Source organism: Flavilitoribacter nigricans DSM 23189 = NBRC 102662, assembly GCF_002646595.1.
Classification (GTDB): Bacteria; Bacteroidota; Bacteroidia; order Chitinophagales; family Saprospiraceae; genus Flavilitoribacter; species Flavilitoribacter nigricans.
Genome location: NZ_PDUD01000004.1, coordinates 41,852 through 54,906, shown reverse-complemented (window position 1 = coordinate 54,906; position 13,055 = coordinate 41,852). Strand labels below are relative to the sequence as shown.

The window sequence follows — 13,055 nt, the reverse complement described above, 5'->3', positions numbered from 1 at the left end:
ACTTGAATTGTAGAGAGAAGATGGTAGAGCGTGGAGAGACTGAGACTGGAAGAATAGTGCTAAATCGCTCATTTTAACAATTGGCAGTCCCTCTACCCTCTACTTTATACTTTCTACCAAGTTGCATCACAACTTGAATTAATTATTAAAGTCGATCCATAACGGGCTCTGGTTCTCCGGCATATCGTGTTTGCCTCCGCCCAGCCGGTAGGATACGCTGAAATTGATCAGGTAATCGGCAAAAGCCGCATCACCGTGGGTATAAGTGCCCCGCTCAACGGTGCGCACTTTATCTTCGTAGCTCTGAATACGATCGCGTACCAGCGCGATCGGCACACTCAGATTGAAAGCGAGTCTAGGGGTCCCAAAATTCAGACCGGGTTCGACGGATACGACGTAACCCGGACGACGGTAGCCGCTGCTGCCACCGATCAGATCATTGGCCGGTACGCCTTCCAGGCGTCCGCCCAGGTAGGCACTCAGCCCACCCAGCCCGGTGTTGTAATAGGTGCCGATCTGTGCGGCAAACTGGTCCGGACAGGAAAATTCGCTGCGCCCGTTGCGGGTCAGCACGCCGTTGGTTTCCTGGTAGTTGAAGAGATAGAAAAAGTTGGTCACCAGCAGGAAAGAAGGAGATAGCGTCTGGTACCCCTGCACATCGAGCGTTATACCGGTGCCGCCGTCGCCGGGCTGAATGGATTGATCCACCACCACTTCCCGGTCTTCGTCCCGGTTCTCTCCCTGATTGTAGAAGGTGTCGGTGTAATCGTACTTACCGGTCGGCAACTTCACGCCCAGTCCCACCGCATAGTTAAATCCATGGCTTTTGGCGGGATCAAACAACCAGTACCCCAGGCCCAGCCTCATATCCGAAAGGCCGCTGGAAGTAGTCGTATGGCGTTCTCCCAGACCGTTGGGTGGATTGCCCCCGTGCTCGTACATGGAGGAGCGCTTGTGATTGACAAACGGCAGGATGGCATTGGCATACAGCCGGTCGGTGATGCCGTAAGTCAGGGAAAGATCCAGGAAATAAGAATCATTGATCACCTGGGTACCGTCTTCAATGCGGTTGTGTTCCTCCTCGAAGCCCCGAAAATGACGGAAAGATTCAAAGTACCGGAAACCGGCACCCAGTAAAAATTCGCCCTGCATCAGGTTGGCGCCTCCACCCAGGTTGGTGCCGCAGGAGGAACCTCCCCGAATGGCTACACAGCCCTGGCCCATAACCAGTTGTCCGCAGGAAAGCGAAATGAGTATAAAGAACAACAGTTTGATTTTTCGCATGGTGTGTTTTTTGCGCTATGGTTCCCCGTTGCTTATATCCCGCTGGGATTACATGGACCCGTAAGGCCGGGATCAATCCGTTCTCTGTACGGAGAACGAAACCCCGGTCATTCACCACGGAGCAACATCCGGGGAAACAATTGGATAATAGCCGCTTTACCTTGCTGTTTCACTGCCTGTCCGCCGGGCCTTTGCACGATCCCACCAACAGCATTACCGGTAGGCCGGTCATCGACTTACTTTTCCGAACCACGTACCGCGCCCGTGTCTTTCGGGTTTCCAGGTGTGCGAAATGGATACCGGTTTGGCTTCGGTTGAAGCTGTCGGTTATCCCTCCGCTTTTTCAACAGTCGGGTCATTTCGGAACAGGGTCCAAAGTCGGGTCATTCGCGATCATCCGGTGCCTTTCTGGGGGCAACTTATAAGCCATCAGAAACGAAAGAGTCCTACAGCGATGGCACTTCCCCAGAAAAACAGGTAGCGCCAACCAATTCGAAATTCGATGTGTGGTTACCCTAGCTGTATGAACTCGGGTTTGATCCGCTGCCGGTCGTGACCGTCAGTTCCAGTGAGGTAAAGCAATAAACAAGCTGGCGAATTCATCGCATAGCCATAAAGCAGACGATGAAATTCGCCAACTGCAAATAAGTTAAATCAGCATTTTAAAAAGGAAAAAGTTACCCGATGCGGGCCGGTGGTGGTGTGGGAATAGAAGGGTTATACAGGTCTTCCAGGGGATTATACAGGAAATTGCCGGTGGAGAACCGGACTATTTCGGCGGGCTGAACCAATTCAGCCGCGTTAATGATATAAGGCGAAAATAATTTTTGCAGGCTCAACAGGGCGTTTTCCGCATCCTGTTGTTGTTCCGGACCGTTGACCAGGTATTCCGAATGAACTGTTTCCAGGCCATTTTCATCAACGGTGTAGTATTCCGCATTTTCTTCATCGGAAGTCGAGAACAGGAAAGGCGCACCGTAGCCGGCACTCAGATTGGCCATTTGTTCGGCTTCATCCAGGATCTTGATCTGGGTTTCGATACCGTAGTCGGTGGACAGCTGTTCGGCCAGCACCGTCTCGGAATCATCCATTTCCAGCTCGATCAGCGAAGAATGCGTGAGTTTAACGTAGATCACCCCTCCGATCCATTGAATGGATACGGCCAGCAGTAAAAGCCAGGCTGAGAGGTGTTTCCAGGTCATATTGGACTAAATTTCGGGGCTCAATATACAAATGTCTTTTGGCAAGCAGCGTATAGCGCCAAATATTTCTTGGGAATTCGTCAGTTCTCAAACTTTTTCGCGATCATCTCCGCAATTTTGACCTGACCCGCTTCTATAAGGTGAATGCCGTCTTCGGACCAGGTCTCCCATTCGGGTGCCAGCCCGCTATAGATGTCAATAAAGGTGCAGCTTTCCTCTTCGGCCACTTCCCGAAAGCGGGGAAACAACCATGCAATATCCGCCGCCCCACCGTGGTACTTGGGGATCAGGGCTTCGTCCGGAGCGTAGGGAGGCGGTGAGACCACGTAGATCTCCGGCTGATCCCGTTGGTAGACCGGGTGCGCCTTGATCTGCCGGAGCAGCTTGCGCAGGTTTTCGGGCACTTCCGCCAGCCGGTCGTCAAATACGGCCTTACAGTCATTCGTGCCCAGCAGGATAACGATCTTATCCAGCCCGCCCAGCCCACGATCGGCTTCCTCCAGGTATCGGTCCGCATTAGCTAAAGTGTTCAGACTTTCCCGTCCGAGATTGTCAAAACCAATGGTATTCCCGGAAACGCAGGTATTATAAACGTGATCAGCGAAGCGCAACTCCCGCAACTGATTGACCCAGCCCTCCTCCAGCGCGCCGTTGGAATCTCCGATCGCGAGTACCCGTTTCCCGTTCAGGGGAGCCAGTACCCGGTCCGCGAGGAGTTCGTGCCCGCCTTCAAAAATGGTCATCCGTACTTTATCCCGGTATTGCCGCTGGAAATGGGTGAGACCGCGCGTCGCATCGCCGGGATGTTCCAGTGGACCGTTGCGCCGTTCGAGCAACTGCAGCATCTCATCTGTACCGATCGTATCGGCGGCCGGATCGTGATCACTGACCACTTTATTGAAAAATCGCAGGCTCTGCGTGATGGGCACGGAGCCCTGATACCCATCGTGGATCCCCGCGTGAATGTACAGCTTACTGTGCTCCCGCCGCTCGACCGGGGTGTCCATAAAGATTGGGGAACGTTTCCGGGCTTCGAGCGAATCCAGACTATAGCCATCCTCCCCAACCCCATCCGGATGGGTAGCCAGGGCGATTTCCCGGGCGTATTTCTGTTTTCTCCCCACGGACTCGTAGTACCAGTCGACCAGATTCGAGATCGGCACCCAGGCCGAAAAGGTTTTCACCGGATGGTGGGTACGCATATAGGTAAGCAGGGTTGAGTAGCCGCCGCCGCTGACCCCGATGACGTGGATCTCGGAAGTATCCACCCGCGCTTCCCGTATGGCATAGCTGATCGCATCCTCGATATCCTGAATGGCCAGTTCACTACCGCAGGCCTCCGGGCGGTTGTTGGGCCCGCGAAAGTCCGGATGGATATAATTGTAGTTATTTTTCACCGACATCCACGACAGCGTATCCTTCTGGTCATAGCCCCCGCTCCAGGTATGCAGGCTGACGATCAAAGGCCGGGACGCATCGCCGGTGGCCCGAAAAAAATAAGCGGCCTGGGGCTGTTGATCCGCAGTCGAGGGGATCTCAACTTGCCGGCATTCCTGCGGCCAGTTGACCGAGCGGGTATCGTCCCAGGCCGGATCCGGCTGAGCGATCAGGGGTAGACCCAAAAGCAGTATCGCAAAAGTGGAGGTGATCTTCATAGCTTCTGTTTGTGCAATTTATAGACGCTGCCGGGAGCTTATCCCCTGATTCCCCCCGTCGACCGTCAACCATCGACCGTTAACCATCAACCATCAACCATCAATCATCAACCGTCCAGCCCAACACCCCACCCACCAATTTGTTCACCACATTTACCACATAAAAAAAGCCGATCATTTTGGCAAAATCTCTAAACATTCGATTACCAACTTTTGTTAGGCTGGTGATTGTGCATTATTAAACTAAACTAATTGAAAATGAAAAACTTACTGATCCTTTTTGCCTTTCTCGGAACGCTATCTCTGGCCGCCTGCGGCGGTAGTGACAACAATGCGATGGAAGAAGATACCACCGCTACCACGGAAACCACAGAGCCGGCAGAAACCACCCCACCGGCGATGGAGGAGCCCGGCACTATAGTGGATATTGCATCTGACAATGGGAACTTCACCACATTGGTCGCCGCCGTACAGGCTGCCGAACTGGTAGAAACCCTGAAGAGTAACGGCCCCTTCACCGTATTTGCTCCCGTAGATGCCGCATTTGAGAAATTGCCGGCCGGTACCGTTGCCGGTCTGCTCAACCCGGAAAGCAAAGAGGCGCTAACCTCCATTCTGACGTACCATGTGGTATCCGGTGAATATACCGCAAAGGATGTCATTGACGCCATCAACAAGAACAATGGAAGTTTTATGATCCCTACTGTGCAGGAAGGAACGCTTACCGCTACGCTGGAAAACGGTAAAGTGGTGCTGACGGACAAAAAAGGGAACAAATCAACCGTAGTAATGACCGACGTGGAAGCCTCCAACGGAGTGATCCACGCTATCGACACCGTGGTTATGCCCGGTTAAGTATAATGATGGCCCAAGTGGCCTAACGGTTGAATAGGATATTTTAAAAGCCATCCCGGAGTTTGGGGGTGGCTTTATTTTTTGGCCGCTCCGCCCAGCGCTTTCTCCCGGGCCCGTGCCGACGAGATAACCGGGACCACCTCAAAATCCACGAGATCCTTCCAGTGATCCATCCATTCCTCCAGCGCTTCCCGGGAATCGCTTTCCATCAACTGGTAACAGGTCGTTACCGATTCATTGATCCAACTATCCAGATAGTGAAGGCCGGGAGGCAGCATTCGTCCCCGCTCGTCAAAGCGTCGGTACAGTTCCCGGACTTTTCCCGCGCGAAAATGCTCAATGATCAGGTAGGTAGGCATGGATTGAGATTTAGCAGCCCCATTGATTACCGCAGCGATTCAAAGCTTTGCAGGATGCGGTCGTAGGCCGTCCGGTCCAGAGCGATCTTATTGGTAGTGCTGTATTTCGAGAAATCGAATCCCCGTTCTCTGGCTTTTTGGAGGCTAAATGCCGCTTTCCGGTGGTAATCGGCCAACGGATCAAGACCGTACTGCCGGCGATCTTCGTTTATTTTTTCCAGTTGTTCTTTCGGATATTTCTCCACTACGTAGCCGCTGGTTTCGCTCCCCGACCGGAAGACCCAGACACCACTTCCTCCCAGCCGAAGGTCCGTTTTGCCCTGCAGGGAAAGCAATTGCGCCATGAGATTGGGTTCGAGCTGTCCTGCTTTTACGGCCCGGATCAGGATCTCCATAAGATCATTTTCCGGGTGCTGCTTCCGGGAAAGCCCCTGCAGGTAGTGGCGCAGGATGATCAGCCCCGGAAACTCCGTCGTAAGTATTTGTTTTTCGGCACCGAATAATTGCTCTCCCGGAAAGCCATGTTCAGCGATCAACTCCCGGAAGCGGCGGATATTTTGCCGGTCGATCGCAGCGATGGTATCGGCATAGGGCTCATCGGTCCCTTCGATATTACGAAATTCCTGATCCAGACTTTCCATATCGTAGATCTCCTGCCGGTAGGATTCAGCTTCGTAAATGCCGACGCGCGGATAGGCCTTCAGCGCTTCCCAGTCCGCCACCAGTTCGGGGTGGAAACGCTCCAGTCGTTCCCACAGGTACTGAGGTTCGACACCCCGGCCGAGAATGCGGATCAACAGCGGTTTTGCAGTAGCCGGTTCGCCCAGATACAACGCGCAGACGGCCGCATTATAAAGATCGATCGAAGGAGAGAAATGAACTGCTGCAAAAGCTGTTTGGAAAGACTGCAGGGCATTTTCGTAGTCGCCCTCCACAATGGAAAGCTCGGCCCGGTTAACCGTAGGATAATAGAGCTGAGTATAATCTACCTGGGCGGTCAAAGTCACTGACATCAACAACATCAGCAATGCACAGGAGCGTCTCATATGGTCGAATAAAATTTAGATGGATGAATTTCATCAGTGCCGGCTCACCCGGTCCGGATGAGCCGGCCTGCACAAGTTGGGTGCCGACAGCCTTGCCGTTTCAACCGGCACGGCCAGGCGGACAGCAATACGTCTGAAATCTAAACGCCATATGTACCGGCCTCATTATTCCATACTCAAAATATCCCGGAGAACGGCATCCGTTTGCATTTCGTCCAGCCCAATGGGCATATCCGGATGGTACAACAGCCGGATGAGGTCCCGGTCGATCATGGCGTATTCATTCGTGGTGGTCCAGGAGGCCTGGAAAATGCTTTCGGTATAACGGTCGGAGTCTTTGGCCAGCCCGAGCGACTGGGTCAGTTCTTCGCGCAGCAGGTGGCGCTGGGCGGGCGGATCGGCCCGGTCGAGATCGACATACATGTGGCCCCGGTTGATCTCGCTGGAGCCATTCCAGAAAACGTTGAACAATCCCCAGTTGGAGGTCACATTACCCGCCTGGGAAGGATAACGCTCGACGTACTCATCGGCACTGCCGAGGAATATGTAAAAATTGGATTGGGCAGAATCCGCTACAACTTCCATGGCGAAACCGTCTGAAACCAGGCTGTTGATCTCCGTCCGGATTTCTTCCAGTTCGTTGAGCAGGTCACTACTTGGGCTTCCGCCGACGTAGATCTTCATCGTATCTCTCCACTTGCGGGTGATCTCACTCGCACCACCGAATTCAAAGCCCAGGGCGATCTCCTTGAAGTAATCGATCACTTCCAATTCGTAGGCAGTAAGTTCCGAGGGGTCCGGAGTTACAATATCCTTGGTGCAGGAAGTAGCCAAAAAGGCCAGTGAGATCAACAACAGCAGGTAATTTTTCATATGGTCTATTTTAGGTTTTCAAAAAAGTCAATCACCAGATCGGGTGCATGGAGATTGCGATTAGTTGCACCAATAAAACCCGGCAGATAGGGTGCCGGACGGCGCAGAGGGATCGTATGTCCCCCTTCCTTAACGCTGACTACTTCTACTTTGTACCTGCCGTCTTCAGAAATTGTCCGGAAATGTTCGATCCGGGGGGCATCATAGGGGATACGTTCCGTTTTCGGCGCACCGGGTAAAAGATCTATCCAATACTGTCCGCTCTCTGCGGTGGAGTATACGCGGCCGCGACTGCTGTCTCCCTTCAGCACCACCAGTCCGCCGTTGTAGGGATTAACCGGATCAGCCGTCCCGTTGACGAACAGTACCGAGACCGGCCGGTCTTTCCGTATGCAGTCATTATTGGCCACATCCGGCAGGTTGGCGGCAATGGGTGCGATGCCCCGGAAGGCTTCCGGCAGTTCGTAGGCCAGTTTCAGGCACATATGTCCACCGTTGGAATATCCGGTAGCAAATACCGCCTGCCGGTCCGCACCGTAGCGATCGGAGAGATAAGTGATCATCTCCCGAAAAAAAGCAATATCATCGATGTTTTCCCTCTTGGCGCGGTAGGTGGCGGAAGCGCGGCAGTCGTTCCAGTGCCGGTCAAATCCCTGCGGATAGACGAGAATGAAATCCTTCCGGTGGCTGGCGATCTTCTCAAATTCGTAATCGGTCAGATAGCGCATAATGTTTACCGTCCCTTTCGAACCGTGCAGGACGAAGACCAGGGCCGGCTGCCGGGAGATCCCTTCCGGAATATAGTAGCTAAAATGTCGATCGATTCCGTCGATCGGTAAAGTAGCGGACGATAGGGACCACCGGGGCGCCTGCAGGCGACGGTGGATGATCAGGTAATACGTTCCGATAAAAAGAAGCCCGAGGATGATTGCCAGTGCAGTCAGCATACGCTTGTTAATTTTCATGGCCTGGATTTTAGAGACGAATATCCGGGGAAATACCATGATCTGAAACCGCGCATGAGTTACCGGGCAGCTAATTGAGTAAGCGGTAGGGAGCAGGGCAGAAAAAAAGAAACAAAGCCCTGCTCCCACTTAACAATCGCAACTATACTACAGAATTACTGTCCACTAAAAATGGCCTCTGTCCAGGAATACAGAAAGGTTTTGGTAGGATCCAGTTCGTCCCGGACCGCTTTAAATTTGGACAGATTATCGCCGTACAGATCAGGGAGTTTATCGTAAATATTGATGGAGGGAATATTGAGCAACTGCCACTCTTTAGCCCAGTGGGGCCGGCCGCCGAGCGCCAGCCATTGGGGGCCGATAAAGCGGCAAAAATCCCCCCAGGCGCTCATATAGTTTTGGTACCAGGCTTCATTCGGTGCAGCCGGAGTTGGCGACCCGGACAAAAATTCGATCCAGCAGGTATGCACTTCCGACCCCGCCGGTTGGTAAGCGGGAGACAACCAGGACTGGCTGTTCTTAATAAAGCGCACGTGCAACGCCACGTTAACGGGAAAACGCTGGTAGTATTCGCTCTTATTGGCGGCCCAGTCGTTGACGGCATCTACCACAGCGTACCACGCATCGGACACCACTATGTAGTAAGGGTCGGTGGAGGCGTCCATCGGAATGGCAAAGGAAAAATCGAGTACCGGAAAGGCCGTGGTCTGGTAATGGAAGAAACGGGTAGCCGGCGCTACGTAATCATCCGGAGCGGTCCCGTAGGCCAGGCGGTTCATACCGGTCAGCAGCCCTTCTGCTAAGCCGTAATCGATCAGATTACCGGACAGCATCTTAGCCAGCTCGGTATAGACCGCGCCGCCAAATTTGGTGCCCAGGCTGTCCCAGACCTGACTGGGGACATTCTGCGGGCAATTCTTTGGTGAGCCATCTGCTCCGTTTTTAATCGCCGTGCCCATCTTTTTCCAGACTTTGGTTTTGTCCATATCGGGCACCATTTTCTTATCAAGCAGCCCTTTGCCGACCAGTTTGGTCTCATTGAAGGGAAACCAGAAAAGCTCCAGATAATCTGTACTTTCCACCAGCTCTTTTAGTGGATGGTTAGTCGCATCCGGTTCGCGGTTGATCACGTCGGCCATTAAGGTATCGACCGTGTCAACACCATGGATACAAAACAGGGGTTCCGCCTTGAAGGTGATCCGGGTCATAATGCCGATGGTGCCCAGATTGACCCGGATCGCTTCCATCGGATCATCTGCGTTGGCCTCGCTGAAAGTACGCACCTGCACGTTTCGCTGTTCGTCTACCAGGATCATCTCAATGGCGTATACCAGATCCGGTACGGTAGGCTGCATCCATCCCGTACCGTGACAACCGGCCGCAATAAAACCGCCGATCTGCAGTTCGGTAGGGATAACACCGTTGGTGGGCAGGGCTACCAGCGGAGCCGGAGCCGGATTATCGGGCCAGTCGCGCATAGTTGCCTGTTCCAGATCCCCCATAGTAGCGCCCGGCTCTACGTGCACCAGATAGAGGCCGTCCGCCGTTTTTTCCTTCGTGATGGTTTTCATTTTGCTCACATCGATCATACAGATATCACCGTTATTCAGCCGCCCGCCGCCCAGCGACTGATCGGTAAGCACCAGTGGATACCAGGAGTGCCGGCCACCGGTAACCCGTATTTTCTGATTAGCGGCCACGGCCTTTTTTACGATCTCGATCAGATCGTTCTTATCCGTAGCCTGGTAGAAGGTCCCCGGATCGGCCGTCAGGGTCTGGGAGGAATTTTGCCATTTATGGTGGATAGAATAATTTGCCATATTGGATTGGTTTTCAGTAGTGAATGTCACTGCCAACTACTTTTGGAATCGCACAATGAAAAATAGGTGCAGGTGAATTCACCCGCACCTATTCATTTGCACATCAATAATTTAAAGCTGGGATAACGGCTAGCACGCAATTTCCTTCACGTGCGCATCGAGGGTTGTCCCATAGACTTCGTAACAGTTGACGATTGGATCATTGAAATTGAAGGTGGCCACCGTAGACCAGGAAGCGATGAAGTATTCCTCCTGGATCACCACGTAGATATCGGTAGCATCGGGTGGAATATAGATTGCTTTGGAGGTACCGGCCGTAAAATTGCCGGAAGCCTGGTGGATCCGGCGTCCGCCCGAGGTGTAATCGACATAAAAACGTGCTACAAAACCACCGGTATTTTTCACCCGGATTGAACCTGCTGATGCCATGTTTGATGGAGTTTTAGGTTGGCTGCGTTTAAATAAGGCAAAGGGGAGGCAGCCACTGCCCACTGTTACCTTTTGTTTAGATCTACGGGAACTGGTCATGTCGGAAAACTTTGCAGCAAAGTGGTCTGCAGGGGACAAACGGAACGGATGCTGGTGGAAAATGTCAGCAATATGGATAGGTAGCTTTTCCCCGGGTATGTCAGGGTCCGGTCCGGTCCTCCAGTCATAGAAATGAGGAGGAGATGCCAAAGCACCCGAACCTTTAATACAGGCTTGATCTACTACTGCTGATGACTAATTGTGATAGGACTGTGAATTAGTATCCTTTCGGAATGGTGTAAAGATACCAGGCTGTGAAATGGCAAATTTGCACAATCAGCGCATTCATTTGTACAATTTGCGCATCCCCTCTTTCGACTACCGCCAGATCCGGTCAAAAGCGGACTCAGGCGGCTATTTATTTTCCGGATCGCTCATCCGGCCCGGCCGATCGATGAGTAGTTCGGGACTTTTTTACCGGTATTTCGCTCACGAATCGCCGGATTTCATTGCTTCATTTTACGAATAACCAACAGTACACATGACCAACCGACCCATTGCTCTTCCGCATTTACTCCTCTGGATGCTCCTCCTGAGTGGATTATCTCTAACAAGCTGCGGACAGGACGCCCAACCCGCAGCCGACAGCACTACCGAACCGGATTCGCTGATCCTCGACCAGGTATGGTCCGGCCATCCGGTGGGTTTTGCCCTGCTCACCGAACCGCCGCACCAGTTTGTAGCCTACTACGACAGTTCGCGGGCCATGATCGTGAAACACCGGCAACTCGGCACCGATGAATGGGATAAAAAAGTACTGCCCGAAACCATCGGCTGGGATTCCCACAATTATATTTCCATGGCCCTGGACAGTAAAGGCCACCTGCACGTATCCGGCAATATGCACGTCGATTCGCTGGTTTATTTTCAGGCTACACAGCCTTACGATATCCAAAGCCTGGAACGGCGGAGAAACCTGATCGGCGATCTGGAGAACCGTGCTACCTATCCCAAATTCTTTTCCGACCCGGACGGCGACCTGATCTTCACCTACCGTGACGGCGGCAGCGGCAACGGCAACCAGATCTACAATCGCTACGATCCCGAATCGGGAGTCTGGAGCCGACTGCTCGACGAACCGTTGATGGACGGGCAGGGAGCAATGAATGCCTATCTGCACGGTCCGGTGCTGGGTCCGGATGGATATTACCACCTGATCTGGGTCTGGCGGGACACCCCGGACGCCGCAACCAACCACGATATTTCCTACGCCCGCAGCCGGGACCTGGTCAACTGGGAAAAGAGCGACGGTAGTCCGCAAACCCTGCCGATCACAATCAAGAACTGTGAAATTATCGACCCGGTACCCGCCGGCGGCGGTATGATCAACGGCAATACTGTGATCGGTTTCGACCTGGACAACCGCCCGGTGGTCTCCTATCACAAGTTCGGGCCGGAGGGCAACACTCAGATCTTTAATGCACGCCAGATCGACGGGGGCTGGCAGATCCACCAGGCTACCGACTGGGATTTCCGCTGGGATTTCGGCGGCCGGGGATCCATTGGCAAACGGGTGGGCCTTAATCCCGTGGCGCAGGAAGATGATCAACTCACGCAGCGTCTCTGGATCGATACGGTAGGTACCCGGAAGTTCCGGCTGGATCCGCAGCAATTGACGGTAGCCGAAGAGTTGCCTTACGATAAAGGTTATCCGGAACAGCTCGAGCAGGTACGTTCGGAATTTCCGGACATGGAAGTGCAGACCCGCGCCCAGCGCGCGCCGGACGGCAAACTCTACCTACTGCGGTGGGAGACCCTGCCGCGCAACCGGGACCGTCCGCGAAGTGGTCCGCTGCCGGGGCCCAGTCCGCTGGTGCTGTATACTTTTGATTGATCAGTGAGAACAGCCGGTAGCGGGTAAGGAGTCGGCTGCCGGTACCTTTCACTTTGGTACCGAAGGATGACGCCACCCGCTACCGGCCAGTATCCCACCGGCATCATTCGACCAGCTTTTGCTTAAGCAATTCCTCGTGATCATCCAGGATGTTATCATCGTAGGAAAAGCCGTAAAGTCGCCAGTCTTTTTGCGGTTTGTAATACTGGAAAATAAAGCGGATCGGCTGCCGGTCGTATTTTACCAGATAGATGATGGTTTTGAAGCAACTTCCCAGATCGGCATCGTTGAGCTTTTCGTGGCCGTAATAAGTTCCCACAATCTGCTGCAGATCCTGAAATTTGGACTTCACCTGGTTGATGTTATCCTGTATCTGTTCCAGCCACTCTTCCGAATTGGTAGAATACAGGAGGTCAATCGCTTCCGCCGGTTTGTTTTCCTCGTAAAGCGCAAAAAAATCCCGGATCAGTTCGTCCGGCGTTTTTTGACTCATGGCCCGGGGACTGGCTATCAAGAACAGGAGCCCCAGAGAAATTAAAGCTTTCATTGTAGTAAGTATTAGGTACACAAAGGACATGGCACTCCGGGAGACCATCCCGAAGTACAGGATTATGTGACCATGTTCTACGGAGCA

12 protein-coding genes are annotated in these 13,055 nt (G+C 53.1%); 2 read left to right on the top strand and 10 right to left on the bottom strand.

Annotation, left to right across the window (positions count from 1 at the left end; all coding sequences use genetic code 11):
• Window positions 1–138 precede the first annotated feature (138 nt).
• The 3 genes from CRP01_RS03695 to CRP01_RS03685 form a co-directional block, all read right to left on the bottom strand.
• Window positions 139–1,284, bottom strand: a complete 1,146-nt coding sequence (locus CRP01_RS03695) for a transporter (protein ID WP_099148654.1) — start codon at window positions 1,282–1,284, stop codon at window positions 139–141.
• Between the two features lie 677 nt (window positions 1,285–1,961).
• Window positions 1,962–2,486, bottom strand: coding sequence for a hypothetical protein (locus CRP01_RS03690; RefSeq protein ID WP_099148653.1), 525 nt, complete (start codon window positions 2,484–2,486; stop codon window positions 1,962–1,964).
• Window positions 2,487–2,566: 80 nt separating this feature from the next.
• Entirely contained in the window at window positions 2,567–4,141 is a 1,575-nt protein-coding gene (locus CRP01_RS03685) for an SGNH/GDSL hydrolase family protein (RefSeq protein ID WP_099148652.1), read from the bottom strand.
• Between the two features lie 258 nt (window positions 4,142–4,399).
• On the opposite strand from CRP01_RS03685, the gene CRP01_RS03680 reads away from it, so the two are divergent.
• On the top strand, window positions 4,400–4,996 hold the full coding sequence (locus CRP01_RS03680; protein ID WP_099148651.1) for a fasciclin domain-containing protein: 597 nt from the start codon (window positions 4,400–4,402) through the stop codon (window positions 4,994–4,996).
• 74 nt (window positions 4,997–5,070) lie between these two features.
• Here the strand turns inward: CRP01_RS03680 and CRP01_RS03675 are convergent, their stop codons facing one another.
• The 6 genes from CRP01_RS03675 to CRP01_RS03650 all read right to left on the bottom strand — a co-directional run bounded on the left by CRP01_RS03675 (window position 5,071) and on the right by CRP01_RS03650 (window position 10,488).
• Entirely contained in the window at window positions 5,071–5,355 is a 285-nt protein-coding gene (locus tag CRP01_RS03675) for a DUF3303 domain-containing protein (RefSeq protein ID WP_099148650.1), read from the bottom strand.
• Window positions 5,356–5,381: 26 nt separating this feature from the next.
• Window positions 5,382–6,401 carry a hypothetical protein gene (locus CRP01_RS03670; protein ID WP_143473254.1) on the bottom strand — a complete coding sequence of 340 codons (1,020 nt, stop codon included), beginning with the start codon at window positions 6,399–6,401 and terminating at the stop codon, window positions 5,382–5,384.
• 165 nt (window positions 6,402–6,566) lie between these two features.
• Window positions 6,567–7,274, bottom strand: a complete 708-nt coding sequence (locus CRP01_RS03665; RefSeq protein ID WP_099148648.1) for a DUF2927 domain-containing protein — start codon at window positions 7,272–7,274, stop codon at window positions 6,567–6,569.
• A gap of 5 nt (window positions 7,275–7,279) precedes the next feature.
• Window positions 7,280–8,239: an alpha/beta hydrolase family esterase gene (locus tag CRP01_RS03660; RefSeq protein ID WP_143473253.1), complete on the bottom strand. Its 960-nt coding sequence runs from the start codon at window positions 8,237–8,239 to the stop codon at window positions 7,280–7,282.
• A 155-nt stretch (window positions 8,240–8,394) separates the two neighbouring features.
• The gene (locus CRP01_RS03655; protein ID WP_099148646.1) at window positions 8,395–10,059 is read right to left on the bottom strand and encodes a D-arabinono-1,4-lactone oxidase; all 1,665 of its coding nucleotides are present in this window, start codon (window positions 10,057–10,059) and stop codon (window positions 8,395–8,397) included.
• 129 nt (window positions 10,060–10,188) lie between these two features.
• The gene (locus CRP01_RS03650; RefSeq protein ID WP_099148645.1) at window positions 10,189–10,488 is read right to left on the bottom strand and encodes a hypothetical protein; all 300 of its coding nucleotides are present in this window, start codon (window positions 10,486–10,488) and stop codon (window positions 10,189–10,191) included.
• A gap of 580 nt (window positions 10,489–11,068) precedes the next feature.
• Here CRP01_RS03650 and CRP01_RS03640 point away from each other — a divergent pair.
• On the top strand, window positions 11,069–12,421 hold the full coding sequence (locus tag CRP01_RS03640; protein WP_099148643.1) for a BNR repeat-containing protein: 1,353 nt from the start codon (window positions 11,069–11,071) through the stop codon (window positions 12,419–12,421).
• Window positions 12,422–12,524: 103 nt separating this feature from the next.
• Here the strand turns inward: CRP01_RS03640 and CRP01_RS03635 are convergent, their stop codons facing one another.
• Window positions 12,525–12,968 (bottom strand): hypothetical protein, encoded by a 444-nt coding sequence (locus CRP01_RS03635; RefSeq protein WP_099148642.1) that lies wholly within the window; start codon window positions 12,966–12,968, stop codon window positions 12,525–12,527.
• Window positions 12,969–13,055: the final 87 nt, after the last annotated feature.